The sequence below is a fragment of the Streptomyces cavernae genome, from assembly GCF_004023625.1.
Taxonomy (GTDB): domain Bacteria; phylum Actinomycetota; class Actinomycetes; order Streptomycetales; family Streptomycetaceae; genus Streptomyces; species Streptomyces cavernae.
The window spans coordinates 232,663-257,694 of sequence record NZ_ML137708.1 but is presented as its reverse complement, the minus strand read 5'-3'; the positions used below and the strand labels follow the sequence as shown (position 1 = coordinate 257,694).

26 protein-coding genes are annotated in these 25,032 nt (G+C 70.9%); 10 read left to right on the top strand and 16 right to left on the bottom strand.

Annotation, left to right across the window (positions count from 1 at the left end; genetic code table 11):
- Positions 1–8: 8 nt before the first annotated feature.
- From EF387_RS01215 to EF387_RS01195, 5 genes are all read right to left on the bottom strand, one after another.
- Positions 9–428, bottom strand: coding sequence for a TOBE domain-containing protein (locus EF387_RS01215; RefSeq protein ID WP_128374557.1), 420 nt, complete (start codon positions 426–428; stop codon positions 9–11).
- Positions 429–511: 83 nt separating this feature from the next.
- Positions 512–1,609, bottom strand: coding sequence for an ABC transporter ATP-binding protein (locus EF387_RS01210; protein WP_128374556.1), 1,098 nt, complete (start codon positions 1,607–1,609; stop codon positions 512–514).
- The gene (modB, locus tag EF387_RS01205; RefSeq protein ID WP_128374721.1) at positions 1,606–2,487 is read right to left on the bottom strand and encodes a molybdate ABC transporter permease subunit; all 882 of its coding nucleotides are present in this window, start codon (positions 2,485–2,487) and stop codon (positions 1,606–1,608) included. Before modB ends, EF387_RS01210 begins: the two co-directional genes overlap by 4 nt.
- An 11-nt stretch (positions 2,488–2,498) precedes the next feature.
- A complete protein-coding gene (gene modA, locus EF387_RS01200) occupies positions 2,499–3,341 on the bottom strand; it encodes a molybdate ABC transporter substrate-binding protein (protein ID WP_128374555.1) in 843 nt (280 codons plus the stop codon).
- A gap of 187 nt (positions 3,342–3,528) precedes the next feature.
- The gene (locus tag EF387_RS01195) at positions 3,529–3,921 is read right to left on the bottom strand and encodes a TOBE domain-containing protein (RefSeq protein ID WP_128374554.1); all 393 of its coding nucleotides are present in this window, start codon (positions 3,919–3,921) and stop codon (positions 3,529–3,531) included.
- A gap of 207 nt (positions 3,922–4,128) precedes the next feature.
- Between EF387_RS01195 and EF387_RS01190 the strand changes: the two genes are divergently transcribed.
- Both EF387_RS01190 and EF387_RS01185 read left to right on the top strand, forming a co-directional pair.
- Positions 4,129–4,575, top strand: a complete 447-nt coding sequence (locus EF387_RS01190) for a DUF6098 family protein (RefSeq protein WP_128374553.1) — start codon at positions 4,129–4,131, stop codon at positions 4,573–4,575.
- Between the two features lie 336 nt (positions 4,576–4,911).
- Entirely contained in the window at positions 4,912–7,197 is a 2,286-nt protein-coding gene (locus tag EF387_RS01185; RefSeq protein WP_128374552.1) for a catalase, read from the top strand.
- Between the two features lie 91 nt (positions 7,198–7,288).
- Here the strand turns inward: EF387_RS01185 and EF387_RS01180 are convergent, their stop codons facing one another.
- The 3 genes from EF387_RS01180 to EF387_RS01170 form a co-directional block, all read right to left on the bottom strand.
- Entirely contained in the window at positions 7,289–7,786 is a 498-nt protein-coding gene (locus tag EF387_RS01180) for a zinc ribbon domain-containing protein (RefSeq protein ID WP_128374551.1), read from the bottom strand.
- A gap of 269 nt (positions 7,787–8,055) precedes the next feature.
- Positions 8,056–8,715, bottom strand: a complete 660-nt coding sequence (locus EF387_RS01175; RefSeq protein ID WP_128374550.1) for a DUF305 domain-containing protein — start codon at positions 8,713–8,715, stop codon at positions 8,056–8,058.
- A gap of 106 nt (positions 8,716–8,821) precedes the next feature.
- Positions 8,822–9,418: a hypothetical protein gene (locus EF387_RS01170; RefSeq protein ID WP_162467054.1), complete on the bottom strand. Its 597-nt coding sequence runs from the start codon at positions 9,416–9,418 to the stop codon at positions 8,822–8,824.
- Positions 9,419–9,695: 277 nt separating this feature from the next.
- Here EF387_RS01170 and EF387_RS01165 point away from each other — a divergent pair, with 277 nt between their 5' ends.
- The 4 genes from EF387_RS01165 to EF387_RS01150 all read left to right on the top strand — a co-directional run bounded on the left by EF387_RS01165 (position 9,696) and on the right by EF387_RS01150 (position 12,172).
- Complete coding sequence (locus EF387_RS01165; RefSeq protein WP_128374548.1) at positions 9,696–10,064, top strand: BlaI/MecI/CopY family transcriptional regulator; 369 nt, start codon at positions 9,696–9,698, stop codon at positions 10,062–10,064.
- On the top strand, positions 10,061–10,969 hold the full coding sequence (locus tag EF387_RS01160) for a M56 family metallopeptidase (protein WP_128374547.1): 909 nt from the start codon (positions 10,061–10,063) through the stop codon (positions 10,967–10,969). The genes EF387_RS01165 and EF387_RS01160 overlap by 4 nt, the downstream gene beginning before the upstream one ends.
- A 410-nt stretch (positions 10,970–11,379) precedes the next feature.
- Positions 11,380–11,940 carry a flavoprotein gene (locus EF387_RS01155; RefSeq protein ID WP_128374546.1) on the top strand — a complete coding sequence of 187 codons (561 nt, stop codon included), beginning with the start codon at positions 11,380–11,382 and terminating at the stop codon, positions 11,938–11,940.
- Positions 11,941–11,983: 43 nt separating this feature from the next.
- The gene (locus tag EF387_RS01150) at positions 11,984–12,172 is read left to right on the top strand and encodes an antitoxin (protein WP_128374545.1); all 189 of its coding nucleotides are present in this window, start codon (positions 11,984–11,986) and stop codon (positions 12,170–12,172) included.
- A 178-nt stretch (positions 12,173–12,350) separates the two neighbouring features.
- Here EF387_RS01150 and EF387_RS01145 read toward each other — a convergent pair whose 3' ends face one another.
- Positions 12,351–13,097 (bottom strand): hypothetical protein, encoded by a 747-nt coding sequence (locus tag EF387_RS01145; RefSeq protein WP_128374544.1) that lies wholly within the window; start codon positions 13,095–13,097, stop codon positions 12,351–12,353.
- A gap of 295 nt (positions 13,098–13,392) precedes the next feature.
- Here EF387_RS01145 and EF387_RS01140 point away from each other — a divergent pair, with 295 nt between their 5' ends.
- Positions 13,393–14,406, top strand: a complete 1,014-nt coding sequence (locus EF387_RS01140) for a LacI family DNA-binding transcriptional regulator (protein WP_238431274.1) — start codon at positions 13,393–13,395, stop codon at positions 14,404–14,406.
- A 366-nt stretch (positions 14,407–14,772) separates the two neighbouring features.
- Positions 14,773–16,824, top strand: a complete 2,052-nt coding sequence (locus EF387_RS01135; RefSeq protein ID WP_128374543.1) for a beta-galactosidase — start codon at positions 14,773–14,775, stop codon at positions 16,822–16,824.
- Between the two features lie 114 nt (positions 16,825–16,938).
- Here EF387_RS01135 and EF387_RS01130 read toward each other — a convergent pair whose 3' ends face one another.
- The 4 genes from EF387_RS01130 to EF387_RS01115 form a co-directional block, all read right to left on the bottom strand.
- A complete protein-coding gene (locus EF387_RS01130; protein ID WP_128374542.1) occupies positions 16,939–17,709 on the bottom strand; it encodes a response regulator in 771 nt (256 codons plus the stop codon).
- 218 nt (positions 17,710–17,927) lie between these two features.
- The gene (locus EF387_RS01125; protein WP_128374541.1) at positions 17,928–18,845 is read right to left on the bottom strand and encodes an SGNH/GDSL hydrolase family protein; all 918 of its coding nucleotides are present in this window, start codon (positions 18,843–18,845) and stop codon (positions 17,928–17,930) included.
- A gap of 436 nt (positions 18,846–19,281) precedes the next feature.
- Positions 19,282–19,503, bottom strand: a complete 222-nt coding sequence (locus EF387_RS01120) for a hypothetical protein (RefSeq protein ID WP_128374540.1) — start codon at positions 19,501–19,503, stop codon at positions 19,282–19,284.
- A gap of 166 nt (positions 19,504–19,669) precedes the next feature.
- Positions 19,670–20,491: an SAM-dependent methyltransferase gene (locus EF387_RS01115; protein WP_128374539.1), complete on the bottom strand. Its 822-nt coding sequence runs from the start codon at positions 20,489–20,491 to the stop codon at positions 19,670–19,672.
- A 269-nt stretch (positions 20,492–20,760) separates the two neighbouring features.
- Here EF387_RS01115 and EF387_RS01110 point away from each other — a divergent pair, with 269 nt between their 5' ends.
- Both EF387_RS01110 and EF387_RS01105 read left to right on the top strand, forming a co-directional pair.
- The gene (locus tag EF387_RS01110) at positions 20,761–21,450 is read left to right on the top strand and encodes a helix-turn-helix transcriptional regulator (protein WP_128374719.1); all 690 of its coding nucleotides are present in this window, start codon (positions 20,761–20,763) and stop codon (positions 21,448–21,450) included.
- Complete coding sequence (locus tag EF387_RS01105; RefSeq protein WP_128374538.1) at positions 21,447–22,415, top strand: threo-3-hydroxy-L-aspartate ammonia-lyase; 969 nt, start codon at positions 21,447–21,449, stop codon at positions 22,413–22,415. Before EF387_RS01110 ends, EF387_RS01105 begins: the two co-directional genes overlap by 4 nt.
- A 117-nt stretch (positions 22,416–22,532) precedes the next feature.
- Here the strand turns inward: EF387_RS01105 and EF387_RS01100 are convergent, their stop codons facing one another.
- The 3 genes from EF387_RS01100 to EF387_RS01090 form a co-directional block, all read right to left on the bottom strand.
- The gene (locus EF387_RS01100; protein WP_128374537.1) at positions 22,533–23,342 is read right to left on the bottom strand and encodes an SAM-dependent methyltransferase; all 810 of its coding nucleotides are present in this window, start codon (positions 23,340–23,342) and stop codon (positions 22,533–22,535) included.
- Positions 23,343–23,737: 395 nt separating this feature from the next.
- On the bottom strand, positions 23,738–23,974 hold the full coding sequence (locus tag EF387_RS01095; RefSeq protein WP_128374536.1) for a DUF397 domain-containing protein: 237 nt from the start codon (positions 23,972–23,974) through the stop codon (positions 23,738–23,740).
- Positions 23,975–23,976: 2 nt separating this feature from the next.
- Entirely contained in the window at positions 23,977–24,798 is an 822-nt protein-coding gene (locus EF387_RS01090) for a helix-turn-helix domain-containing protein (RefSeq protein ID WP_128374718.1), read from the bottom strand.
- Positions 24,799–25,032: the final 234 nt, after the last annotated feature.

The following is a 25,032-nucleotide window of genomic DNA, read 5'->3' as shown; positions in this document are numbered from 1 at the left end:
GCGACGACTCAGCCCGTCGCCAGGGAGACCTCCGTGGACTTGATGAGAGCGACGGCCGGGGCGCCCGCCGCGAGGTCCAGGGCGGTCACCGCGTCATTGGTGATCACCGCCGTCAGCTCGCCGCCCGGCACGGCGACCTTGACGGACGCCATGGCCCCACCGGGGCTGATGTCCATGACCTTGCCCGGGAGTTGGTTGCGGATGGACAGGCCCTCCATCACATCGGTGGCGAGCGCGACCTCCGTCGACTTGACCAGGGTGCGCACGGCCGTGCCCTCCGCGAGGTCGAGTTCCTGGACGGCCTCCAGCGTGATGGCCGCGGTGATCTCCTGGCCCCCGTCGAGCCGGACCTTCACGATGGCCAGCACCCCGCCCGGGGTGATGGCGGTGACAAAGCCGGAAAGCTGGTTGCGGATGCTCAGGCTCATGGGGGACGCCTCACAGAAAGAGAGGAATATGTGGTTTGTCCAATTCTGGAGTCACCCTATCCGCATGAGTGGCCGCCGCGGCGTCAGGCGGGATACGCATGCGTCTGCATGGCCTTCACCGTCGCCCAGACCGGTGCGCCCGGGTGGAGGCCGAGCTCAGCGGCGGCGACCGTGGTGAGGTCGGCGGCCAGGGCGAGCTCACCGGTGAGGTCCGTCCGGATCCGGTCCCCGTACGACTCCAGGCCGACGACCCGGCACTGCCACAGATTGCGTGCGCTGGAGCCGGTGGGCCGGTCGCGGTGCAAGGTGACGGCACCCGGCGGGAAGGCCACGAAGGCGGGCCCGGTGAGGTCCTCGGTCGTGGTGATCGCCGGTCCGTCGTCCAGCCGGACGGTGTGGCCCTCGGCCCGGCCCCGGTAGAGGTTGAGACCGACGAGACGCGCGATGTAGTCGCTGCGCGGATGACGGGCGATGTCGGCGGGGGCGCCGTCCTGCACGACCCGGCCCTCCTCGATCACGACCAGCCGGTCCGCGAGCACCATGGCGTCCAGCGGGTCGTGCGTGACCAGGACGGCCACCGCCTCGAACGCGGCGAGGTGGCGCCGGAGCTGTGCGCGTATCTCCAGGCGGGTGCGGGCGTCCAGCGCGGCCAGCGGCTCGTCGAGCAGCAGCAGCCGGGGCCGGACGGCCAGCGCCCGGGCGAGCGCCACACGCTGGGCCTGCCCACCGGAGAGCCGGCGCGGCTTGACTCCCGCGCGGTCGGCCAGCCCCATGCGGTCCAGCCACTCCGCGGCCCGGGCCCGCGCCTCGCCCTTGGGCACGCCCTGACAGCGGGGACCGAAGGCGACGTTGTCCAACGCGGTGAGGTGCGGGAAGAGCAGGTAGTCCTGGAAGACGACACCGACGGGCCGGGACTCCGCAGGGGTCCTCTCCAGTGACTCCCCGTCCAGCCGCAGATGCCCGCCGCCGAGCGGGGCCAGTCCGGCCAGCGCCCGCAGCGCGGTCGTCTTCCCCGCCCCGTTGGGGCCGAGCAACGCGACCACCTCACCGGGCGCGGCGGCGAGCGGCACGTCGAGACGGAAGGAACCCCGCTCCACGAGGAGCCGGGCGTCGAGCCCTTCGGCGGCCCCGGGTGCCGTCGTCCGGGGGCTGCCGTCCTCGGCGGGGCCGTCGGCGGTCATGACGTGGTCATCCAGCGGTCGCGCAGGCCCGCCAGGACGGCGATGGACACCACGAGCAGCACCAGACTCAGCGCGATCGCCGCCTCGGGGTCGCTCTGCAGCGCCAGGTACACGGCCAGCGGCATCGTCTGCGTACGCCCGGGGAAGTTGCCCGCGAAGGTGATCGTCGCACCGAATTCACCGAGCGCGCGGGCCCAGGCCAGCACCGCGCCCGCCGCGATCCCCGGCGCGATCAGCGGCAGCGTGACCCGGCGGAACACGGTGAACCGGGACGCGCCCAGCGTCGCGGCGGCCTCCTCGTAGCGCGGATCCGCGGCCCGCAGCGTCCCCTCCACACTGATCACCAGGAACGGCATGGCCACGAACGCCTCCGCCACGACCACCCCGGCCGTGGTGAACGGCAGAGTGATCCCGAACCACGCGTCCAGCCACCGCCCGACGACCCCGTTGCGCCCGAGTGCCATCAGCAGCGCCACGCCGCCCACCACCGGAGGCAGCACCAGCGGTAGTGTCACCAGGGCCCGTACGAGACCCCGCCCCGGGAAGTCCGTCCGGGCCAGCAGCCAGGCCAGGGGCACACCGAGCACCAGGCTCACGGCGGTGGCCGCCGTCGCGGAGACCAGGGACAGCCGCAGTGCCTGCCACACCGCCGCGCTGGTCAGCAGCTCCGGCAGACCCCGCCAGGGACTACGTACCAGCAGGGCGATCAGCGGCAGCAGCAGGAACGCCAGACCGATCAGCGCGGGCAGCAGCAGCGCCGCCGGGGGCCTCGCGGCCGCCGGCTTCCGGGACCCGCCCGGACGGATGAGGCCGCGGCGCCGCGGACCGCCCGCCAGGGTGTTCGCCGCGCCGTCGGACGACGCCTCGAGCCGGGTCATGGGTCGTGGGGTCACGGCTGGAGGAAACCCGCCCCGGTCAGGACCCGGCGGCCCTCGGCGGACGTCACCAGTTCGATGAACGCCTTCGCCGCCGCCGCGTTCGGCGCGTCCTTGAGCAGGGCGATCGGATAGTCGTTGACGGCCTCGGCGGACTCGGGGAACGTCACGCCCGCCACCTTGTCGCCCGCCGCCTTCACATCGGTCTTGTAGACCACCGCGGCGTCCGCCTCCTTCAGCTCCACCTTCGTCAGGGCGCTTTTCACGTCCTGCTCGTAGGAGACGGGGGTGAGCTTCAGACCCGCGGCGGCGAGCGCCTTCCGGGCGGCGGCGCCGCAGGGCACCGCCTCGTCGCACAGGACGACCTTGAGGCCGGACTTGGTGAGGTCCTTCAGGGAGGAGATCCTTTCGGGGTTGCCCGGCAGGGTGGCGATCTCCAGCTGGTTGCGCACGAAGGTGACCGGCGCGCCGGCGGCGGCCCGTCCGTCGGTGACGATCGCCATCGTCTTGGTGCTGGCGGCGGCGAAGACGTCGGCGGGGGCGCCGCCCGTGATGCTCGCGGCGAGCGTGTCACTGCCGCCGAAGTTGAAGGTGACCTTCGTGCCGGGGTGGTCCTTCTCGAACTCCTTGCCGAGCGTCGTGAAACTTTCCTTGAGGGAGGCGGCGGCGAACACGGTCACCGATCCGGAGAGCCCGTCCGACCCGTCCGAGGGCACCCCCGCGGCCGCCGTGGAATCGGAGTCGGTGGTGCCGCCCCCGGCGCCGGACGAGGAGCAGGCCGTCAGCGTCAGCAACGCGGCGGCACCCGCCGCGGCCCAACACATGCTCGGGCCGGGTCGACGTACGGAACTGGCCATGACAGCTCCACCCCTCTGCTCACGCTGTCGCACCTCGCGCATGCGTCGATCATACAGACGCATATGCGAGGTGTAAGGGCCCTGAGGCATCGCATGAGCCGGGTCTCGACGCCGATGGAGGGCGTATGTGCGTTCGGCGTGGAAGCCGGCGGAGCGACTCAGGTGCGATCGGCGGAAGCCGGTGGAGTCAGGTGCGATCGATATGGACGTTTGTCGACTTCACCCGTGCGGTGGCCTCCATTCCGACCTCGAGCCCGAGCTCCTCCACCGCCTCCCGGGTGAGCAGCGCGACCAGCCGGTGCGGTCCGGCCTGAATCTCGACCTGGGCCGCGACATCACCGAGCTTCACGGCGGTCACGATCCCGGGGAAGGCGTTGCGTGCGGAGGTGTAGGACACCTCCTCGTCGGCGTCCGCCTTGGCGAGTTCCACCGAGAAGGCGGCCAGGTCCCGCCCGTCGATGAGCCGCCGCCCGCTCTCGTCGCGATGGGTGGCCACCCGTCCGGCATCCGCCCACCGGCGTGCGGTGTCCGGGCTGACACCGAGGAGGCGTGCCGCCTGACCGATTGTGTAGGACTGCATGCCGATCAAGCGTAGTCAGCAGGCTCACGCCGGTGACGCGCGGTTCGAGGGCGTGGGCGAGCCGGGTCCCTGCGCGGAGGTGAGCGATCTCCCCGGCGGGGTACTCCGACCGGGCGCCGAGCAGGTGGGCAAGGTGAGCCCGGGGGAAGTGAGGACTGGGTGACCGGGGTGACCGGCGCAGGAGACGGACACGAGGAGCGGTCAGACATGACAACCGCGGACGACCTGCCCGTGCTGGGCTCACTCGGGGAGGTGGCGGCCCTGGTGGAGCGGAATCCACGCCTGTTCGTGCGCTGGTCGCACGGTCCCGCGGCGGACCTCGGCTCCGCGGAGAGCACCGACGAGCTCACGGGGGTCCGCATGCCGGGCCTGTCCGCCAACCCGCTGGGCATCGAGCCCTGGTGGGAGGACCGGTCCCCCGAACTGTGGGTGGCACGCCGCCTGCACGACTACTCCCATCTGCCGCGGGACAAGGGCCCGGGAGTGCGGCCCTGGGTCCTGCTCGGACGGGTCGTGGGGCGCGGCCCCGACAACGAGCCCCTGGTGGGAGACGTGGAGCCGGTCGCCTGGATCGACGAGAGCGTCATCGAGGCCGCCGAGGAAGCGGTCGCCCGGCAGGGCAGCCCCTGGGGCACGCTGCGGCGCAACGAATGACGGGGCGCCGGTTTCGTCGGCCGGGGCGGCTGCGGGCGGGCCGGTGATGAGCCGACGGTCATCCGGACCGTCACCGTGCTCGGCCTGTGCAGGGTCGGCCTGTCCAAACTCGGCCTGTGCCAGCTCCGCCCGTCGAAGCTCCGCCTGTGCAAGGACGAGACCGAGGACGAGCAGCGGGCCCGGCTCGTAGCGTCATCGCCGGCCCGCCGGACGACGGGTGCCCCCGCGCGGCGGTGATCGGCACGGCCGGAAATCGCGGTTCGACCCGGGCGGCTCACGGGTACCCAGCGAAGTCGCGATGCCCGGAAAAGCACGGCCCGACAGCAGGAAGGTGCCATGAGCAGCGAGAGGAACCCCCTGAAGAAGGTGGCGGCGAAGGCAACCGAAGTGGCGGAGACGCTGCGTGAAGACGGCCCGTCAGAAGGGGTGCCGGGCAAGCCTTCGCCCGCGACCCCACCGGTCGACGAGCCCACCGAACCCCGTCCGCCGCTGCCGCCCAAGCACGACCAGAGCGCCCCCGAGCCGGTGAGCCCCACGGGACGCCGCGTCGACGCCGATCCGGCCTACCGTTCCCAGACGGACCCGTATCTGACCACCGCTCAGGGAGCCCGCCTCTACGAGACCGACCACTCGCTGAAGGCCGGCCCCCGGGGCCCGGTCCTCCTCCAGGACCACCATCTGCGGGAGAAGATCACCCACTTCGACCACGAACGCATACCCGAGCGGGTCGTGCACGCGCGCGGCGCGGGCGCCCGCGGTGTGTTCCAGAGCTACGGCACCGCGGCGGGCATCACCAAGGCGGCGTTCCTCGCCATGGACGTCGAGACCCCGGTCTTCGTACGGTTCTCGACCGTCCTCGGCTCGCGGGGCTCCGCGGACACCGTGCGTGACACCCGGGGGTTCGCGACGAAGTTCTACACCAGTGAGGGCACGTTCGACCTGGTCGGCAACAACATCCCGGTGTTCTTCATCCAGGACGCCGTGAAGTTCCCCGACGTCATCCACGCCGGGAAGCCGCACCCGGACCGGGAGATCCCGCAGGCGCAGAGCGCCCACGACACGTTCTGGGACTTCGTCTCCCTGCACACCGAGGCCACCCACCACACGCTGTGGAACATGTCCGACCGCGGCATCCCGCGTTCGTACCGGATGATGGAGGGCTTCGGCGTGCACACCTTTCGGCTGGTGAACGCCGAGGGCACCACCACGCTGGTGAAGTTCCACTGGAAGCCGAAGCTCGGCGTGCACTCCCTGGTGTGGGAGGAGGCGCAGATCGTCGGTGGCATGGACCCGGACTTCCACCGCCGCGACCTGGCCGACGCCATCGAGGCCGGCGCGTACCCGCAGTGGGAACTGGGCGTGCAGACCTTCCCCGACACCCCCGAGCAGACCTTCGAGGGCATCGACCTGCTCGACCCGACGAACATCGTCCCCGAGGAGCTGGCGCCGGTGCAGCCGGTCGGGCTGCTGACGTTGAACGCCAACCCGGCCAACTACTTCGCGGAGACCGAGCAGGTCGCCTTCCACCCCGGTCACCTCGTGCCCGGTATCGACATCACCGACGACCCGCTGCTGGCGGGCCGCCTCTTCTCCTACCTCGACACCCAGATCAGCAGGCTGGGCGGTCCCAACTTCGGCCAGCTTCCCGTCAATCGCCCGCACGCCCCCGTCAACGACATGCACCGCGACGGCATGCACCAGACGGCCGTGCACAGCGGGGTGGCCCCCTACCACCCCAACTCCCTCGACGGCGGCTGCCCGTTCATGGCGGGCGCGGACACCGGCGCGTACGTCGAGACACCGGTGACGGTGCCCCAGGCGAAGAAGGTCCGCGAGGCGGCCGAGTCGTTCGCGGATCACTTCAGCCAGCCGCGCCGGTTCTGGCTGAGCATGACGCCCGTGGAGCGCGAGCACATCATCGGCGCCTACACCTTCGAGCTGAGCAAATGCTATGAACAGGCGGTCAAGGAACGGCAGTTGCGAGTGCTCGCCAATATCGACCCGGAGCTCTGCGCGGCGGTGGCGACCGGCCTCGGTCTGCCCGCGCCGGAGGCCACCGTGCCCCTGGTGGACGTCGAGCCCAGTCCCGCGCTGTCCCAACTGGGCCGCACCTGGCCCCTGGACGGCCGCATCATCGGCATCGTCGCCGACGAACGCGGTGACCTGGACGGCGTACGCGCCGTGCGCGAGGCCGTCCTGAACGCGGGCATGGTGCCTCTGGTGATCGGCCCGCACGGCGGAAGGCTCGACCCGGAGGGCGAACCGCTCACGGTGCAGCGCACGTTCGCGGCGGCCCGGTCCGTCGAGTTCGACGCCGTCCTGGTCGCGGGCAACCCGCGGCCGGGCGGGGACGCCCTGGGCGTGCGGGACGCCAAGGCAGGGGACGCGGCGCCGACGGGCACGGACCCCCGGGTGCGGCTGCTGCTGTCGGAACTGTTCCGGCACGGCAAGGCGATCGGCTGCTGGGCGGACGGCACGGGGGCACTCGCGTCCGCCGGGATCCCGGCGGACGCCTCCGGCGTCATCACCGCCGACACCGGAACGAGCGCCCTGGAACAGCTGACGGGGCTGCTCGCCGCGCACCGGGTCTGGGAGCGGTTCGAGCACGGGCTCGCCGTGTGACGAACGGGGGCCGTCCGCCGGGTCCGGGTGGTCCGATTGGGGCTGGCCCGGCTGGGGTTGGTCCGGTTGGGGCCGGCCCGGCCAGGGGACCCTAACCGAGCGTCTCGTCGGGCAGCGCGGTGCCGCAGCGTGAGCAGAAGCGGGCGTCGGACTGCTCGGCGAGGCGTCCGCACTCGGCGCACACCCGGTGCAGCAGACAGGCTGGTTCACCGGCGGCCGATTCCGAGGGCGCGGCGGAGCCGATGGTCATGCCCGGGCGGCGGGCGTGAACGGTCAGGTAGTACAGCCCCGCCGGGCCGGCGTGCAGTGCTCGCCGGGAGGTCCTGGGGAGCCAGACGGCGGTGTGCGGGGTGAGTTCGTGCGCCCCTTCGTCCGACTCCAGCCGGCCGTCGCCTCCGAGGACGACCAGCAGGACGTCCAGTACATCCTCGCGATGCCAGTCGACGGTCGTGCCGGGTGGCAGCCGTACGGCGTTGGCGTCCAGCCCGCGCCCCGGCTCGGCCAACCGCCACAGCGCACCCTGCCGGTCCGCGGGAGCCTTGGCCAGCCGGTCGTCGAGATCGGCCAGAACGCGGGCGATGGCGGGCATGGTGCTGCCTCCGGGCGGGTGTCGTGCGGCTGGGTGGGGGACCGATGGTAGGCGTTCGCCGCCGGTGCCGGACACGATTCAGCCCCTCCGGCCCCCAGCCTCCACCCGCCGGGTGGGTCGGTCCAGTGGGGCCCGGCGCAGCGCCGGGCCCCACTGTCGTCTCGCCGACTCCGGGCCGGTCGGTGGGCTCAGAGCCTGCGGCCGTTCGGCTCGGGGCCGGTCAGTCGGCCCGAGCCTTCTACCGGTCGGCTCGGGGCCGGTCGGTGCGCTCAGAGCCGGCCGAGGATGGCCTTGAGCTCCTTCACCTCGGCCGACTGCCCGCTGACGATGTCGCCCGCCATCTTCACGGCGTCGGTGTACTCGCCGTTCTTCTGCTCGTTCTTGGCCATGGTGATGGCGCCGTTGTGGTGGTCGATCATCATCTGCGCGAACATCTTGTCGAACTCCGCGCCCTTCATGGCCTTGAGCTCGTCCATGTCCTCGTCGGACATCATGCCCTCCATGCCGCCCGCACCGTGGTCCATGCCCGGCATGGACTCCATCGCGGTCGGCTTGTTCCAGGACTCCAGCCAGCCCGTCATCGTCTTGATCTCGGGCTCCTGGGCCTGCTCGATCTTCCCGGCGATGTCCTTGAGCCCGGCGTCGGCGGCGCGCCCGTCGGCCAGCTTCGCCATCTCCAGCGCCTGCTGGTGATGGGGGATCATCATCTGCGCGAACATGACGTCCGCGTCGTTGAAGCCCCCGGACTTCCCGGACTCGGCGGACGCCGACGCGGAACTCTTGCCGCTGCCGCTGCCGTGGTCCATGCCGCTCATGTCATCGCCGTCGCCGCCGCAGGCGGACAGGAGCAGGGCCCCCGCCGCTACGACTCCCACGGCGGACATCCGGCGGACGGGCGTGCGGCTCAGGGCGCGCGTGAAGGCAGTCATGGTCGTTCTCACCTCGTGCTGTCGGTTCTGTGGTGGTTCGGTGAACTGTGTGGCGTACGCCAGATCGCGGAGCCGCGCACGGTGCGCGCCCGCGGGGCGTTCCGGCCTACAGCCGCAGCACTGACAAGGAGGTGAGATCCGGGCCTCTCGGCGGAGGATCGGGGCGGGCTGAGGCGAGGGCCCGGGCGAGGAGATCCGCAGGGGAACCGGGACGACGGGCGAGTGCCGACCGCAGCAGGGCGGCGAGCACCCAGGCGCCGAGCAGCACCGCCACGCACAAGGAGAGCATGTCCATCGCCATGACGGGCCGGTGGACGGACGCCGCGTGCGGGTCCGCCTCGCTCACCCGACCCGGCTCCCCGGCGGCCTCGGCCTCCAGGTCCTTCATCGCGGTCTTCGCCTTCATGGCGGCCTCGGCCTGCATCGGGACTTCGCCCTTCATGGCGACTTCAGCCTTCATGGCGGCCTCGGCCCCCGATGCGGATCCGGATGTGCCATGAGCCGTGGCGCCCGTCCGAGCTGTGGCGCCCGTCCTAGCCGTGGCGCTCCTGTCGACGGTCGACGTGTGCGCCGCGGGATCCATGCCCATGGCGGAGGAGTCCTGAGGGTGCCCCACGGTGTGCATGACGAACACACCGAGCGCGAGCACGACGACGAGCAACAGGTGCCCGAGGGCGCCCCCTGCCCGTACGTGTCGGCTCACGTTCACCGCGATACCTCCGACCTCTCCCGATCGTCCGTCAACCTCTTCACGGGCAGCCACTGCGGACCGCCGCAGCCGACAGTACTAAAGGAGGACGGAACCTGCCGCGCGGGGGAGGTAAGACTGCTGTTCTGCTAAGCGGATTGGCGGAAATGGGCGAGATCGCGACGGCGTCCGGCAGGGGGCCAGCCCGTCGGCGAGGGCTTGCGCACCGGCAGACTACGATGAAAATTCACTCGTCCGGAGGTATGACGCTCCGGCGGCGAAGGGAGTGAGCGTGCGTCAGCTGGGTGAGCTGGAGGCGGAGATCATGCACCGCCTGTGGGCCTGGGGGCGTCCGGCGACCGCGCGTGACGTGCTGACGGACATCAACAAGCAGCGGCCCCTCGCCTACAGCACGGTGAAGACCGTCGCCGACATCCTCCACCACAAGGGCATGCTCACCCGGCACAAGGAAGGCCGCGCCTGGGTGTACACCCCGACCTGTACGCGCCAGCAGTACACGGCGTCGCTGATGCAGGAGGCGCTCGGCAGCAACCCGGACCCGGTGGGCGCCCTGGTGAGCTTCGTCGAGCGGATCACACCCGAGGAGACCAACGCGCTCCGGGCCGCACTGCGGGCGGCGAAGAGGCGGAACGACGCATGATCACCGCCGTGGCGCTGGCCGGCTACGCGGCCCTGGTGGGCGCCGCGCTGCCGCCTCTCCTGGCGCGCGCCGGCTGGGCCCACCGGACACCGGCGGTCGCCGTCCTCGCCTGGCAGGGCCTGATGCTGACGTTCGTCGTCGCCGCCTCACTCGCCGTGTACCACCTGGTCTTCGCGGGCGAGCACGCACACGGCGGCCTCATCGGTCTGCTGGCTGTCTGCGGGCTGGCCCAAGGTGCCCCGTCCCACGCCCCCGCCGCGGGTGACGCCTTCGTCCTGGCCGCGCCGGTCGTGGTGCTGGTGCTGCCGGTGGGGTGGCTCGTGCGCTGCGCCCTGCGGGCACGCCGTGCGCGACAGCGTCAGTTGGACATGCTCGCCCTCGTCGGGGAACCGGCCCCCGAGTACGGTGCCACGGTCGTCGACCATGGCGCCCCGGCCGTCTACTGCCTGCCGGGACGCTCCTCCCGAGTGGTCGTCACACGAGGCGCGCTGGACGTCCTCTCGGACGCGGAACTGCGGGCGGTGCTCGAGCACGAGCGCGCCCACATCACCGGGCGTCACCATGTGCTGCATCTGGTCGTGGACGCGTTCTCCCGGGCGTTCCCCGGTCTCCCGCTCGCCCGGCACGTCAAAGGGCAGACCGTACTGCTGCTGGAGATGGTGGCGGACGACCGTGCCCTGCGCTCGCATTCCCGGGACGCTCTGGCCACCGCGATGTGCGAGGTGGCGGGGGGCCGGGTGCCGCGGGTGGCCCTGGGGGCCGACGGTGGCGGTTCCGGCGCGCTGCTCCGGCTGCACCGGGTGCTCACTCCGCAGCCGCGCCCGCACTGGACGGCGTGGCTGGGGATCGTGACGGCAACCGTGGCGGCACCGCTGCTGCCGCTGCTGCTGGTCTGCGGTCCCTGATCCCGTCTCGGTGACCGCGTGTCGGTGACCCCGCGTCGGTGAGTCGGTTACGCGTCTTTGCGCTGTCCGACTGCACGTCGCGCGGGCGAACCCGCCATGCGTAGTTGGCGCACCTCGCACGGCCCCGGCCCGTCTTCCTGTCGGCGCTCAGAGTGCCGAACGGGCCGAGGCTCAGGGGCGGCGAGGTGCTGTCGAAGATCGTACTGCTACGAGGGTTAGTAGTCGAGCAGCGGCACCAGTCGAACGTGTTGAACCGGGCGGGGGGAGTGGTGACGCCGAGGTCGGTGGAGCCAGTCGTCCGATCAATGGCCAATAGCTGGCGGCCCGTCGGTCATGCCCGTGTGGGTCGCCGCGTCTGTGGTCGTGTCCGTGGTCGTGGCCGACGACCCGTCCTTGGGTAGGAGCCCCGCGTGACTGACAAGAAGCCCTTTCTGTACGTCGTCGTCTGTGCTGCCGGTATCGCGGGCGATGTCGGGAAGCTGATCACCGCGGCGCAGGAACGGCAGTGGGAGGTCGGCGTGGTGGCCACCCCTCAGGGGCTCGGCTTCATCGACGCGGCGGCCGTCGAGGCGCAGACCGGATACCCGATCCGTTCGGCCTGGCGGCTGCCCGGCGAGCCGCGCCCGCTGCCGGACCCGGACGCCGTCGCGGTCGCCCCGGCCACGTTCAACACCATCAACAAGTGGGCTGCGGGGATATCCGACACCCTCGCGCTGGGCATCCTGTGCGAGGCGTACGGCATGGGCGTCCCCATCGCCGTACTGCCCTGTCTCAACGCCGCGCAGGCCGCTCACCCCGCGTACCCGGAGAGCCTCGCACGGCTGCGCCGGATGGGAGTCCTGATCAGTGGCTTCGAGCCCGGGGACGCCCGCGGTTTCCGCTGGGAGGAGGCGCTGGAGCTGCTGGAGCCCGGACTGCCGGAACCCCGCCGGCGGAGGTCCCGGCGCCCGGATGCGGATGCCGCGCGCTGAGGAGACCCTGGACGCAGGGGCCGCACGGCGAAGGGATCCAGCCATGTCCGTGATGGACAAGATCAAGCAGATGCTGAAGGGCCACGAGGGCGAGAGCCGGCGGGGGCGCCACCGGGCTGAGGAGCGCGTTCAGGAACGCAGCCGGGGCGAGTACCCCTCCCAGGCGGACATCGTCCGGGAGAAGCTCGGCGACGATTTCGGTCCGCAGGACAAGAACCCGCCGCGGAGCTGATCCGATCGCGGAGGCCGGTGAGCGGCAGCACCTCGGTGCGGCGGCTCTCCGGGTTCCGTGCGGGTCTCGAATCCGCCGTCTCCGGGTTCCGGGGGGCCTCAAGACCGCCGTCTCCCTTTCCGGAGGCGGCGGTTTCCCGGTCTCAGGGGCGGATCCGGGTGAGACGGGCCCGTAGCCGCTACACCGCCTCGTCGGAGCGGCGGCGGAGCAGCCGGAAGTACACGGCCGTGGAGACCGCCACCAGGCCCACGGCCGTCATCGTGCCCATCGTGGAGACGCCCGGGACGTCGGCCCGGGCGCTCGCCTCGGTGGGTGGCGTTCCGCCCGGTACCGCACCCGCCGACGTCCGGGCGGTGGGGCTGGTCCTCGGCGCGTCGGCGGTACTCGACGCACCCGGGGTCTCGGACTCCGTACAGTCCACCGTGAACGTCTTGGACCTGCCCACGCCGCTGCCCCCGGTGATCCGCCAGGTGAGCTTGTACCGCCCGTCCGGCAGCGACAGTGGCAGCGTGTGTCCGGTGCCGGAGCGCAGTGGGAGCGCGCCGTCGAGGCCGTCACCGCCCGATCCGGCCGGGTGCGGCTCGATCGCCCAGGTGGCGCCCTCGGCGCTGCCGAAGCCGAAGGCGGCGAGATGGAATCCGCAGACCTTCGGCTCGTCACGCTCGTCGGAGAAGGGCGTGCCGGTCTTGTGAATCTTGATGTCACCCTTGTTCGTGCTGGCGTCGTGGTCAGCGCTGCCTTGGTCGTCGCCGTCGGCACCGGGCACGGCGAATCCGGGAGCCGCGGCCATCGCGTCGGCGGTCGGCACGCCCGCGGCGAATCCGGGAGCCGCGGCCAACGCACCGGCGGTCGGCATGCCCGCGGTCAGCGCGAGCGCAGCGACGATCCCGGCCAGGGAGCGTCGAGGGAGTGGTGAAACAGGCATGAGGTCCTCCGAGCCGTGGGCTTGTCGTACTCGTCATCCCTTCGCGTGTCTCTGTCTCACATCCGCCCTCTCAACCCCCGGCGCATCGCTGGAGACCACCCGGGATATCGCCCGTCCGGCCGACATCCGAGCCGATCCCGTCGGAACCGTTGACGCCCGTCGCCCCCTTGTGAACACTGGCCTGACTACGTAGTCAACGCGACCCTCGCACCCTTGCGGGGCACGTTGACTACGTAGTCAAAGGCCAAGACCCAAGAAGCTGTCGCAGAGTCGCCCCACCGGACCGGAAGAAGCCATGCCGACCACCATGACGCAGGTCGCCCGCGCTGCCGGGGTGTCGCAGAAGACGGTCTCCCGGGTCGTCAACGGTGAACCGCACGTCAGTGCCGACGTCCGGGACCGTGTCCTGCGGGTGATCCGTGAGCTGGACTACCGGCCCAACAACGCGGCCCGTGCCCTGCTGATGGGCCGCTACCGGCGCATCGGCGTGGTCTCGCTGGGCTCCGCGCTCTACGGTCCCGCCACCCTGCTCATCGCCTTGGAGCGGGCGATGCAGCGGGTCGGCTACTCCTTCGCCCTGGCCAGCACCCTCGACGGGCAGAACGGCGGGGTCGCGGCGGCCGTGGAGTCACTCCTGGAACAGGGCGTCGACGGCATCGTCCTGTCCGAACCCATCGACGACGGCACCCCGCTCAGCGTCACGGCGGACGTGCCGGTGGTGAGCATGGGCGAGGGCGTGGAACCGGCCGGCGCTCCCAGCGCCGTGGTCTGCGCCGACAGCGTCGCCGCCGCCCGCACCGCCACCGAGCACCTGCTCGGGCTGGGCCACCGGACCGTCTGGCACGTCCCCGGCCCGCAGGACTGGTGGACCGCCCGTGACCGCGTGCGCGGCTGGCGCGAGGCCCTGGCCGCGGCCGGCGCTCCCGAACCGCCGCTGCCGCCGGAGGGCGACTGGACCCCGGCCGCCGGCTACCGAGCGGGACAACGCCTGGCCCGGGAGCGGGAGGCCACCGCCGTGTTCGTCGCCAACGACGAGATGGCGATCGGTGTGCTGCGCGCCTTCACCGAGGCCGGACGCCGGGTCCCGGACGACGTCAGTGTCGTCGGCTTCGACGACATCCCCGCCGCCGCCTACCTCACCCCACCGCTGACCACCGTCCGACAGGACTTCGCGGCCGTCGCCACCCGTGCCGTGGACGTCCTGCTCTCCATGATCGAGGACAGACCGCACCCGGCCGAATCCGCGGGCCCCGCCGTCGAGTTGACCGTACGAAGCTCCACGGCGGCCCCACGGCCAACCACCCGCTGAACCCACGGCCATCCACCCGCTGAACCCACGGCCAACGACCCGCGGAAGCCATGGCCATCCACCCGCTGAACCCCCTGCCCATCACCCGCTGAACCCGCGGCGGACGGACCGGGCACCGGTCCGGGCCGTTCCGCCCTGTCCGCGTGCGCCGCCGGGCGGCCGTCGCACGCGTGTCCGTAGCCGCACCGCGTGAGGAGTCACGTGTGTCACCTCCCCAGCCACGCCCCCGCACCTCGCCACCCCTATCGCGCCGCACCGTGCTGCGCGGTGCACTCGGCCTCGGCTCCGCCGCGGCACTCGCCGCCTGCGGCCGGGGCAACTGACCCCCACCGATCCCCTATACGTCAACTCATATGAAGGAGAAGCATGTTCCAGCTGCCCGGCCGGGTGCTGTTCGGAGCCGCGTACTACCACGAGTACCAACCGTACGAGAGGCTGAAGGACGACCTCGACCAGATGGCCGAGGCCCGGTTCACCGTCATCCGGGTCGGGGAGTCCGTCTGGTCGACCTGGGAGCCGGAGAACGGCCGCTTCGACCTGGACTGGCTTCGGCCCGTCCTCGACGGCGCGCACGAGCGCGGGATCTCCGTGGTCCTCGGGACCCCGACGTACGCCGTGCCGCCGTGGCTGGCCCGGCTGTACCCGGAGATCGCGGGCGAGCGTGAGACCGGACGCCGTATCGGCTGGGGTGCCCGTCAGGAGGTCGACTTCACGCACCCCGCCTTCCGCTTCCACGCCGAGCGGGTCATCCGGAAGATCGTCGGCAGGTACGCCTCCCACCCGGCGGTCATCGGCTTCCAGGTCGACAACGAGCCGGGCAACGAACTCCTCCACAACCACGGCGTGTTCCAGCGCTTCACCGACGAACTGCGCGAGCGGTACGGCGACGTGGAGACCCTCAACCGCGAATGGGGCCTGGTCTACTGGTCGCACCGGCTGTCGACCTGGGCCGATCTGTGGACGCCCGACAACAACGCCCAGCCCCAGTACGACCTCGCCTGGCGCCGCTTCCAGGCCCGACTCACCACCGAGTTCATCGGCTGGCAGGCCGACATCGTGCGCGAGTACGCCCGCCCCGACCAGTTCGTCACGACCTGCATCTCCTACGACCGGCCCGCCGTCGAGGACGACCGGCTGACCGAGCGACTCGACGTCACCGCGGGCAACCCCTACTACGCGATGCAGGACGGCCTCGCCCACCCCGACTCCGGGCAGGTTCCGCAGAACTGGACGACCAGCGGGACCTGGGCGCTGTACCAGAGCGCCGACCGCATGTACTCCTCGCGTCAGGAGCCGTTCCTGGTGACGGAGACCAACGCCCAGGCGATCGGCTACCCGTGGCAGAACCGGCCCGCCTACGACGGCCAATGGCGGCAGGCCGCCTGGGCGTTGATCTCCCGCGGGGCGTCGATGATCGAGTACTGGCACTGGCACACCCTGCACTTCGGTGCCGAGACCTACTGGGGCGGAGTCCTGCCCCACAACGGCAGGCCGGGCCGGGTTTATCGCGAACTGGCGGCGCTCGGCGCGGAGTTGGCGACGGCCGGCGATCTGGTGTCCTCGCTCACCCCGGACGCCGACGTGGCCTTCCTCTACTCCAACCCGAGCAAGTGGGCGCTGCAGGGCCAGCCGGCGCTGGCCACCGCGGACGGCGGGCCGGACCACCGCTCGTACCAGACGATCTTCGAGGCCTTCTACCGCGGCGCCTTCGACGCCGGCCTGCAGTCACGGCTCGTCCACCCGGGGCAGCTGCCGGACGTCGAACTGCCTCCGGTGCTGGTGGCTCCCGCCTTCTACGCGGCGGAAGACGAGACCCTCGACCGGCTGCTCGCCTACGCGGAGGCGGGTGGACACCTGGTGGTGGGTCCTCGCACGGCCTACGCCGACTCCGAGGCGAGGGCCCGTACGGACGCACAGCCGGCGCGGCTGGCGCAGGCGGCCGGGGTGACGTACGACGAGTTCAGCAACCTGGACAAGCCCTTGATGGTGCGCGGCACGGACGCCTTCCCGCTGCCGGCGAAGACCTGCGCCCTGCACTGGGCGGACGGTCTCCAACCGCGGGGCGCCGAGGAGTTGGTGCGCTACGAACATCCGCACTTCGGCCGCTGGCCCGCCGTCACCACCCATCGCCACGGCGCGGGCCGCATCACCCACGTCGGCACCGTCCCCGACCAGACCCTGGCCCGGGTCCTCTTCGACTGGGCGTGCCCGGAGGGCCCTTGGCGCCCGAACCAACCGAGCGTCACGTCCACCACGGCAACGGCGAAGAACGGCCGCCGGGTCCGCTTCCTCCACAACTGGTCGTGGAACCCGGTCACGGTGACTCTTCCCGGCCCGGCCCGGGACGTCCTCTCCGGGGAGCCCTGCGCGGACGACGTCCGGTTGGGGCCTTGGGACGTGAGGGTGTTCGAGGATTGACGCCCTCGCCTGCGTGAACGCAGGCGATTCCGGTCCGCACCGCTGCGCGGTGCGACCTTGGGTTCCTGCTTCACAGGCCCTCGCCCGCTCTCTTGCGAGAGCCGGTCTTACGTTCTAGGGCCTGTCCTGCTGCACCTGGCCCGTCTCCCAGGCCCAGGCAGCGATCTTCACCCGGTTGCGGGCGTTCAGTTTCAGCTGGACGCTCGCCAGGTGGGTCTGGACCGTGAAGAGGGACACGAAGAGTTCGGCGGCGATCTCCTGGTTGGTGCGGCCGGTCGCGACCAGACGGACGACGTCCAGCTCCCGGTCGGTGAGGAGCTCCGCGGGGTACGTGGCGGGGGGATGGGCGGGTGTGGACTGCTGCTCCGTGAGCTGTCCGAGGAGGCGGACCGTCACCGAGGGCGAGATGAGCGAGTCGCCCCGGGCCGCCGCGCGGACCGCCTCCACCAGGAGGGTGGGCCCGGCGTCCTTCAGGAGGAAGCCGCACGCGCCGCCGCGCAGTGCCCCGTACACGTACTCGTCCAGGTCGAACGTGGTCACCACGACCACCCGCAGGGGGTCCGCGACGCCCGGACCGGCCAGCTGCCGGGTCGCCTCCAGTCCGTCCAGGGCCGGCATCCGGATGTCCAGGAGACAGACGTCGGGGCGCAGCCTACGGGCCAGCGCCACCGCCTGCTCACCGTCCGCGGCCTCCGCGACCACGGTGATGTCCGGCTGGGCGTCGAGGAAGAAACGGGAGCCGGTGCGGACCATGTCCTGGTCGTCGGCGAGGAGCACCCGGATCGGCCCTTCGCCGCCGGAGGCGGACGACGGGGCCGACTGGCCGCCGTGTGCGGGCGGGGCAGGGGTCGGCCTCGGGTCGGAGCCGGATGCGGTCGTGGGCATGCCCCGATGATGCCTCGCCGATGCCGGGCCGGGGGGACCCGGGTGTCCAACCGACGGCTCGGGTCCGCCCTTCGCCGCGGAAACCTCCGAACAGCGGCCCCGGGGTCCGGCCCGTGCGCCGTTCGGGCGCCCCGGAGTTGACGGTCGTTCGAGGGGCGAACCGTCGAGTGGGCGCACCACGGGGTTGGCCGTACTGCCGTCCGGGCGGCCCTCGCCGATCAGCTCAGTCGGGCGCCGATCGCGTCGGTGATCACCCGGGCCATGCGCACGATGCCGGGGGAGCGGACCGGGCACGGCTTGGGCTTCGATGTCGTCGGCGCCAGACAGAAGTGCAGATAGTCGTCGTCGCGGTGGAGCGCGGTGCGGCCGTTGCCCGGCTGTGTGCAGTAGTCCGGGTGCTCGCGCTCGTACGCGGTGCACGGCAGGTACTGGGCCCAGGTGTAGCGTGCGCCGGCCGGGCTCACCGCCTTGCCGGCGTCCGCGAGCAGGCCGTCCGAGGCGGCGGCCTGCTTCTCGTAGATCCGGTTCACCCGGCGTACCCGGTCCGGCGTCATCGGGTCCGGCCCCTGCAGCACCCACATGACCTTCCCGGCTCCGGCCCCCTCGATCTGTTCGGTCAGCTTCCGGGCGTCGGAGGTGTAGCGGGCGAAGTACTCGTCGCGCCGCTTGCCGTAGGTGATGCCGTCCATGCAGGGCGTGTAGTCCCAGGCGTTCCCCCAGAACTGCAGCACCACGACGTCGGGCCTGAGCCGGCGCACCAGCGCCGCGGCCTTGTCATCGGGCGGGACGAGCGAGTCGACGCCGGTGCCCTCCAGATAGTCGCAGAGCGTCGTGCCCGAGTACGGCGCTCCGGTGTAGCGCGCCTTCAACTCGTCGCGCAGTAACTGCCCGAGCACCTTCTGGCTCTCCATCGCGAGCGAGTCGCCGAGATAGAGCACGGTGGGTTCCCCGGCCGGAGCCCGGGGTGAGGCGGGCGCCTGCTGATGGGTGGTCGGGGCCCGGGACATGGAAGGGGCGGGAGGCGGCGCTGCCCCTGGGCCGGAGTCCGGATCCCCGCAGGCACCGAGCAGCAGCACGGAGGCCAGCGTCACCACTCCGACCAACCGCGTTCTGCGCGCCGTGCACGGTCTGCGCATGCCCCAACTCCCGGTCCAGTCAGCCGAAACGGTCCCCCAGGCAAGCACAGTGTGACGCGAGGGGGAAGACGTGCGCCGGTCGGGAAAATGCGCGCCCCGAGTGTGATGTGTCGTGCGAGGACGCGCGCATGGCGACGATCAGAATGGGAGATGCCGCATAGGCGCCCGAACGCCGTCCGAGCCGAGCGTCGGCGGCTTCCGAGAGGTGTACCCGTCCGCCGGATCAGGGGTGTCTCCGCACGGACCCGCGCGGCCGTCCGCCGTGTCGAGGCCGAGTACCGGTGGCCGGAAGTGGTCCGGACGCCCTGTGAGGATATGAATTTGACCCACCGTCATCGATCACCGATTCCCGATCACCGATTCCCGAAGGACGGTCACCGATTGAGATCGGCGATCAAGGGCACTGGCCATGGAGTGACGGGGCACCCGGTCACGGTCAGGGGTAGCGCGGAGGCTGCCCCGGGCCGAGCGCCGGCCGGGACAACGGCGACTGGCTCGCCGGCCGGGCCGGCTCGAAGAATCCGGGAGCCGACAGACCCGGCCGCCGCATCACCTGGTCCAACTCCCGCAGCGTCTGCTCGGCTTCGCGGCGCACCTGAGCCGGAATGTCACCACGCTCCGCAATGAGCTGGTTGTAGATCAGAGCATCCTGAGACACGCTCAGCCAGTCCTTCCCGCACGGGACGTCACTCCCGGTCCGGAAGCGCTCGCTGAGTCTACGGGGTGCGCGAGGCCGCGGCATCCGCGGGAAGCCGCGATCTCACGCTGTCTCAGGCTGTGGACGTGGTGGAGTCCCCGCGAGGGGCTGGGACCGACTGGCCGGCCTACGGCTTGCGGCCGACCGCGCAGTACGCGTCGACGGCCAACTCCTTCTCCGAATAGCCGGGTTCGGGCCGCCATTTGGTGACCTGGGCGATGCCCGGTTCGACGAGTTCGAGTCCGTCGAAGAACCCGCCGATCTCGTCGATACTGCGCACGTAGTACGGCACGGCCCCGCTCGCGTTGTACGCCTCCGACGCGGCGATCATGCCCTCGCTGGTGGAGGTGCTGTCGCTGATCACCAGAAAGCTGCCCGACGGAAGACCGGCCATCAACCGCCCCACCAGCGAACGCGCCCGCTCGTAGTCCTCGACGTGGCCCAGGGTGTTGAGGATCATCAGGGCGACCGGCCGGGACAGGTCCAGCGTGGCCGACGCGGCCTTGACGACGGCCTCCGGCTCGTACAGATCGGCGTCGAGATACGCGGTCCTGCCCTCGGGTGTGCTGGTCAGCAGCGCGCGGGCGTGTGCCAGCACCAAGGGGTCGTTGTCGACGTACACGATCTTCGAGTCGGGCGCGACGCGCTGGGCCACCTCGTGGGTGTTGTTCGCGGTCGGCAGCCCCGTACCGACGTCGAGGAACTGCCGGATGCCCTGCTCCCCGGCCAGGAAGTGGACGGCGCGGCCAAGAAAGTGACGACTCGTCAGCGCAACGTCGACGAGACCGGGGAAGATCTGCTTGATCTGGTCGCCGATCTCCTGGTCGACCTGGTAGTTGTCCTTGCCGCCGACGAAGTAGTTCCAGAAACGCGCCGAGTGCGGCTTGGTCGTGTCGATCCGGGCGCGTATCTCGTCGGCGGAGACGGGCTGGGATGCGTGGTCCGACACGGGTGATGCCTCCTGGGGATCGTTGTGCAGTGAACGGATCCCAACCTAGACGCAGCGTCGGGTTCGCACGGCCGATCCGATGGTCAACCCACAGGTTCTCAGCGGTTTTTGGCCACGTGTCAATGCTGTGAACTGCGAGGAATGCCCGCCGTGGGACACCATGACCATTGGACTGGGAGTCCAATCGATGTACTGTGTGTCCAACCGGGGCGCCCCGGGCAGCGATCGGGGCGAGGGCTGATGGCGGAAAGATCGAGGGCGTGGAGCTGATGACGGACGGACAGCAACCGGCTGGGCGCGGTGCCGAGCAGGACGCGATCATCGCCGCCCTCGTGCCGGTCGCCGAGGGGCTCGCCGCGACCCTGGGCTCGTTCTGCGAGGTCGTGATCCATGACTACCGCCGCCCCGAGCGGTCCGTGGTCGCCGTCGCCGGATCGGTCACCGGCCGCAGTGCCGGCGGAGCGATGAGCGAGATCGGCATGAGCATGCTCGCCCGTGGCGACGAGGCGGAGGACGAGCTCAACTACATCACCCGGACGCAGTCCGGGAAGCTGGTCAAATCCTCCACGATGCTCCTGCGTGACGGCGCGGGCACCGTCTTCGGAGCGCTGTGCGTCAACGTCGACATCACCGCCGTCCATCAAGCGCACGCGCTGATCGGCGAGTTGGCCGGCGCCGCGAGCCCCGCCGGGGTGCCCGTAACGACCTTCGGCGACGACATCGACTCCGTCGTGGACGCGATCCTCGACGATCACCGGCAGCGGCAGAACAAGCCCTGGTCCGAACTCACCCGCGCGGAACGCCTGGAGCTCTTCCAAGGCCTCGACCGACGCGGTGTCTTCGCCGTGCGCGGTGCGGCCGTACAGGTCGCCCGCCGCCTCGGCATCTCCCGCGCCTCCGCCTACAACTACCTGGCCGATGCGCGTTCCCACTCCACCGAGCAAGGAGCCCGCACATGACACACACCCCGCCGGTCACCCTTGACGACGTTCGCGACGCCGCCGCACGGCTCGAGGGCGTCGCCCACCGCACCCCCGTACTGCGCTCGGGCACCCTGGACGAGCGGGTCGGTGCGGAGGTCTTCCTCAAGTGCGAGAACTTCCAGCGCATCGGGGCGTTCAAGTTCCGCGGCGCCTACAACGCGATCTCCCGGCTGCCGGACGCCCAGTTGGCCAAGGGCATCGCCACGTACTCCTCCGGCAACCACGCCCAGGCCGTCGCCCTGGCAGCCCGGGAGCTGGGGAGTTCGGCGGTGATCGTGATGCCCGAGGACACGCCGCGCTCCAAGCGCGAGGCCGCCGCCGGGTACGGAGCGGAGATCGTCACCTACGACCGCTACACCGGCGACCGGGTGGCGATCGGCGAGTCCCTCGCGGCCGACCGCGGGCTGGCACTGGTCCCTCCCTACGAACATCCGCATGTGATCGCGGGGCAGGGCACCGCCGCCTTCGAACTGCTCGAGGACGTGGGGGAGTTGGACGGGGTGATGACCCCGGTGGGTGGCGGCGGGCTGATCGCGGGCAGTGCGATCGCCGCGAAGGGCCTGCGGCCGGACATCCGGGTGATCGGTGTCGAACCGGAAGCCGGGGACGACACCCGGCGTTCGCTCCGTGCGGGGCGGAGGGTGTCCATTCCGGTGCCGCGCACCATCGCCGATGGACAAGCGGCCGAGATCCCCGGGGAGTTGACCTTCTCCGTCAACCGGCGGCTGGTCGACGACATCGTCGTGGTCAGCGATGACGAGATCCGCGCGGCGATGCGATTCCTCTTCGAACGGCTGAAGATCGTTGTTGAGCCGAGCGGGGCTTCCGCGGTCGCGGCGTTGCTGGCGGGGCGAGTGGAGGGAGTACCGGCCCGGGTCGGTGTGATCGTCTCCGGAGGGAACATCGATGTCGGCCGGTTCGCGGAGTTGTGCGGGGGCTGAGTGCCTGTGCGGCCCCCCGGGCCGGCCTTGTTCGCCCTCTCGGGCGCCGGAGGGCCTGCGTATCGCGGTCCGAGCCGCGTTGCATCAGCCCGTCCGGCGTCCGACCCGGACCGGACACTACGGCTTGCGCGCCACGCCCCCGTACACGTCCGTCGGTGCCGGGTCCGTCCCCGGCTCCGGGCGCCACAGGGGGCAGGAGACGATGCCGGGCTCCAGCAGTTCCAGGCCCTCGTAGTACGCCTTGAGCTGCTGGGGGCTGCGCAGGACGTACGGGATGGCGCCGGTGTCGTCGTAGCCCTGCTGGGCGCGCTTGAGTTCCTCGTCCGTGTCCGTGCTGTCGTAGTGCACGAAGTAGCTGCCGGAGGGCAGGGCCGCCTGGAGCCTGCGGACGATCGACTGGGCCTCCTCGTAGTCCTGGATGTGACCGAGGATGCCCATGAGCATCAGCGCGATCGGCTTGTCGAAGTCGAGGATCTGGCTCGCCGCTTCGAGGATCTTCTCGGGATCGTGCAGGTCGGCGTCGATGTAGTCCGTGACGCCCTCGGGGGTGCTGGTCAGCAGCGCCTGGGCGTGCCGGAGCACCAGTGGGTCGTTGTCCACGTACACGATGCGCGACTCGGGCGCGATGCGCTGGGCGACCTGATGGGTGTTGTCGTACGTCGGGAGACCGGTGCCGATGTCGAGGAATTGGCGGATGCCGAACTCTCCGGCGACGAGGGTCACCGTGCGGATGAGGTAGCCGCGGGAGGCGCGGGCCATGGTCTCGATGTTCGGGGCGACCTCCCGGTACGCGTCGCCCGCGACCCGGTCGACCTCGTAGTTGTCCTTGCCGCCCATCCAGTAGTTCCAGATGCGGGCCGAGTGCGGCACCGTCGTGTCGATCTTGGACAACGCATCTTGGTCGGGAGCGGGCCGGCCGTCTGCCATGGGAATTCTCCTGCCGTACGTCACGCGGTCTGTCATAACCTACCGTCAACTGTCGTAACCTACCGTCAACTTCCGTTTATTACGCCGAAGTTGAAAGCTGAAGGATGCGTGTGCGCGGATGAGGTGGCGGAGTTCGTTCGTGTCGTGCGTGACCACCGGGGCGCCCGTCGGGCCGATGGGCGGGTGGGTCTCGGCGACGGCCTGTGGGGAGTTCATCGCGGTCCCTCGGCGCGGGGTGCGGCATTGCGGCCCGCGGGGCGCGGAGGGCCCGGAGACAGCCCCGGAGGTCGGCACGGCGGACGGGTGTCTCGTCCCCCACGCCCCCGTCCGCCGTGCCTCCTCCGGGTGATCGCCCTCCCCCTGGGTGATCGCCCCCGCGCGGAAGTTCAGTTGTCTCAAGCCACCAGGAAGTCGGCCATCCCGGACTTGGCCCCGTCGAGGAAGGTGATCATTTCCTCCCGGGTGTAGACCAGGGCGGGCCCGTCCGGGTCGGTGGACTGGCGGAAGGCGACACTGCCGTCGGTGAGCCGCTTCGCCTCGACGCAGCTTCCGCCGTTGGTGCCGCTCCAGGGCTTCTCCCAGCCCTCGGTTCCCAGGTCGTTCGCAGGCATACCGTTGTAGACGGATCCCATGATCACAACTCCTTACGCAGTTCGCCCAGGATGGCCCTGGTCTTGGCGACCGGCTCCGCCTGCACGGACATCCGGTCCAGTACTTCGAGGTACGCCACGACGTCGTCGGGCTGGTCGACGTAGACCGCGCCGGAGAGGTTCTCGGTGTAGACGACGTCCGGCAGTTCGGAGAAGCCGAAGCGGAAGTAGTGGAACGGCCCGAAGGCGCCGGGATGCGCTCCGGCGTCGAAGCGCATGATCTGGATCCTCACCTTGGGGAGATCCAGCACCTCGATCAGCCTGTCTATCTGAGCCCGCATCACCTCGGCCCCGCCGACCGGGCGGCGCAGCACCGTCTCGTCGAGCACGGCCCAGATGGCGGGTGAGTCCGGTTTGGCCAGCAGGTCCTGGCGCTTGAGGCGCAGGGCCACGCGGCGGTCGATGTCCTCCTTCGATTCGTTCGGGAAACCCACGTGCATCAGCGCCGCGGCGTACTCGTGCGTCTGCAGCAACCCCGGGACGTAGTGGGGTTCGTAGAGGCGGATGACAGTGGCTTCGCTCTCCAGGCTCACGTAGGCGCTGAACCAGTCGGGCAACACGTCGCGGTACTTGTACCACCAGCCCGGTTTGTTGGCCTCCCGCGCCATGGACAGGAAGTCGTCTGTCTCCGCCGCCGGGACGCCGTACGTATGCAGCAACTCCCTGACGTACGGTATCCGCAGCCCGACCTCGGCCTTCTCGATCCGGCGGACCGTCAGCGGAGTCACCTCGATGACCCGCGCCGCGTCCTCGTACGAGACTCCGGCCTGTTCCCGCAGCTGCCTCAGACGCTTGCCGAGGACCATCCGCAGAACGGTCGGTGCACCGCCGCCCGAGCGGTTGTCGCTCACGTCCCTACCTCCCTAAGCGGCGTCACAGCGAGCAGTGTGCCATGCCTTCGCTGACACTGACAGGGACTTGCGGATCGTTTTGAAATTATCAGAACGCAGCTTGCGTCCTGAGTGTGTCGGCCGCCATAGTGATCGAGTGAACTGCCGCACGGTTCGCGGCGAGAAGTACAACCTTGCCTGATCGCAAGG

Coding starts and splice junctions, on each gene's coding strand:
- EF387_RS01110 (WP_128374719.1), top strand. CDS start 20,761: ATGACGGACGGACAGCAACCGGCTGGGCGCGGTGCCGAGCAGGACGCG.
- EF387_RS01135 (WP_128374543.1), top strand. CDS start 14,773: ATGTTCCAGCTGCCCGGCCGGGTGCTGTTCGGAGCCGCGTACTACCAC.
- EF387_RS01125 (WP_128374541.1), bottom strand. CDS start 18,845: ATGCGCAGACCGTGCACGGCGCGCAGAACGCGGTTGGTCGGAGTGGTG.
- EF387_RS01145 (WP_128374544.1), bottom strand. CDS start 13,097: ATGCCTGTTTCACCACTCCCTCGACGCTCCCTGGCCGGGATCGTCGCT.
- EF387_RS01175 (WP_128374550.1), bottom strand. CDS start 8,715: ATGACTGCCTTCACGCGCGCCCTGAGCCGCACGCCCGTCCGCCGGATG.
- EF387_RS01090 (WP_128374718.1), bottom strand. CDS start 24,798: ATGGTCCTCGGCAAGCGTCTGAGGCAGCTGCGGGAACAGGCCGGAGTC.
- EF387_RS01130 (WP_128374542.1), bottom strand. CDS start 17,709: ATGCCCACGACCGCATCCGGCTCCGACCCGAGGCCGACCCCTGCCCCG.
- modA (WP_128374555.1), bottom strand. CDS start 3,341: ATGGCCAGTTCCGTACGTCGACCCGGCCCGAGCATGTGTTGGGCCGCG.
- EF387_RS01215 (WP_128374557.1), bottom strand. CDS start 428: ATGAGCCTGAGCATCCGCAACCAGCTTTCCGGCTTTGTCACCGCCATC.
- EF387_RS01180 (WP_128374551.1), bottom strand. CDS start 7,786: ATGCCCGCCATCGCCCGCGTTCTGGCCGATCTCGACGACCGGCTGGCC.
- EF387_RS01150 (WP_128374545.1), top strand. CDS start 11,984: ATGTCCGTGATGGACAAGATCAAGCAGATGCTGAAGGGCCACGAGGGC.
- EF387_RS01100 (WP_128374537.1), bottom strand. CDS start 23,342: ATGGCAGACGGCCGGCCCGCTCCCGACCAAGATGCGTTGTCCAAGATC.
- EF387_RS01140 (WP_238431274.1), top strand. CDS start 13,393: ATGCCGACCACCATGACGCAGGTCGCCCGCGCTGCCGGGGTGTCGCAG.
- EF387_RS01190 (WP_128374553.1), top strand. CDS start 4,129: ATGACAACCGCGGACGACCTGCCCGTGCTGGGCTCACTCGGGGAGGTG.
- EF387_RS01210 (WP_128374556.1), bottom strand. CDS start 1,609: ATGACCGCCGACGGCCCCGCCGAGGACGGCAGCCCCCGGACGACGGCA.
- EF387_RS01105 (WP_128374538.1), top strand. CDS start 21,447: ATGACACACACCCCGCCGGTCACCCTTGACGACGTTCGCGACGCCGCC.
- EF387_RS01185 (WP_128374552.1), top strand. CDS start 4,912: ATGAGCAGCGAGAGGAACCCCCTGAAGAAGGTGGCGGCGAAGGCAACC.
- modB (WP_128374721.1), bottom strand. CDS start 2,487: ATGACCCGGCTCGAGGCGTCGTCCGACGGCGCGGCGAACACCCTGGCG.
- EF387_RS01095 (WP_128374536.1), bottom strand. CDS start 23,974: ATGGGATCCGTCTACAACGGTATGCCTGCGAACGACCTGGGAACCGAG.
- EF387_RS01160 (WP_128374547.1), top strand. CDS start 10,061: ATGATCACCGCCGTGGCGCTGGCCGGCTACGCGGCCCTGGTGGGCGCC.
- EF387_RS01195 (WP_128374554.1), bottom strand. CDS start 3,921: ATGCAGTCCTACACAATCGGTCAGGCGGCACGCCTCCTCGGTGTCAGC.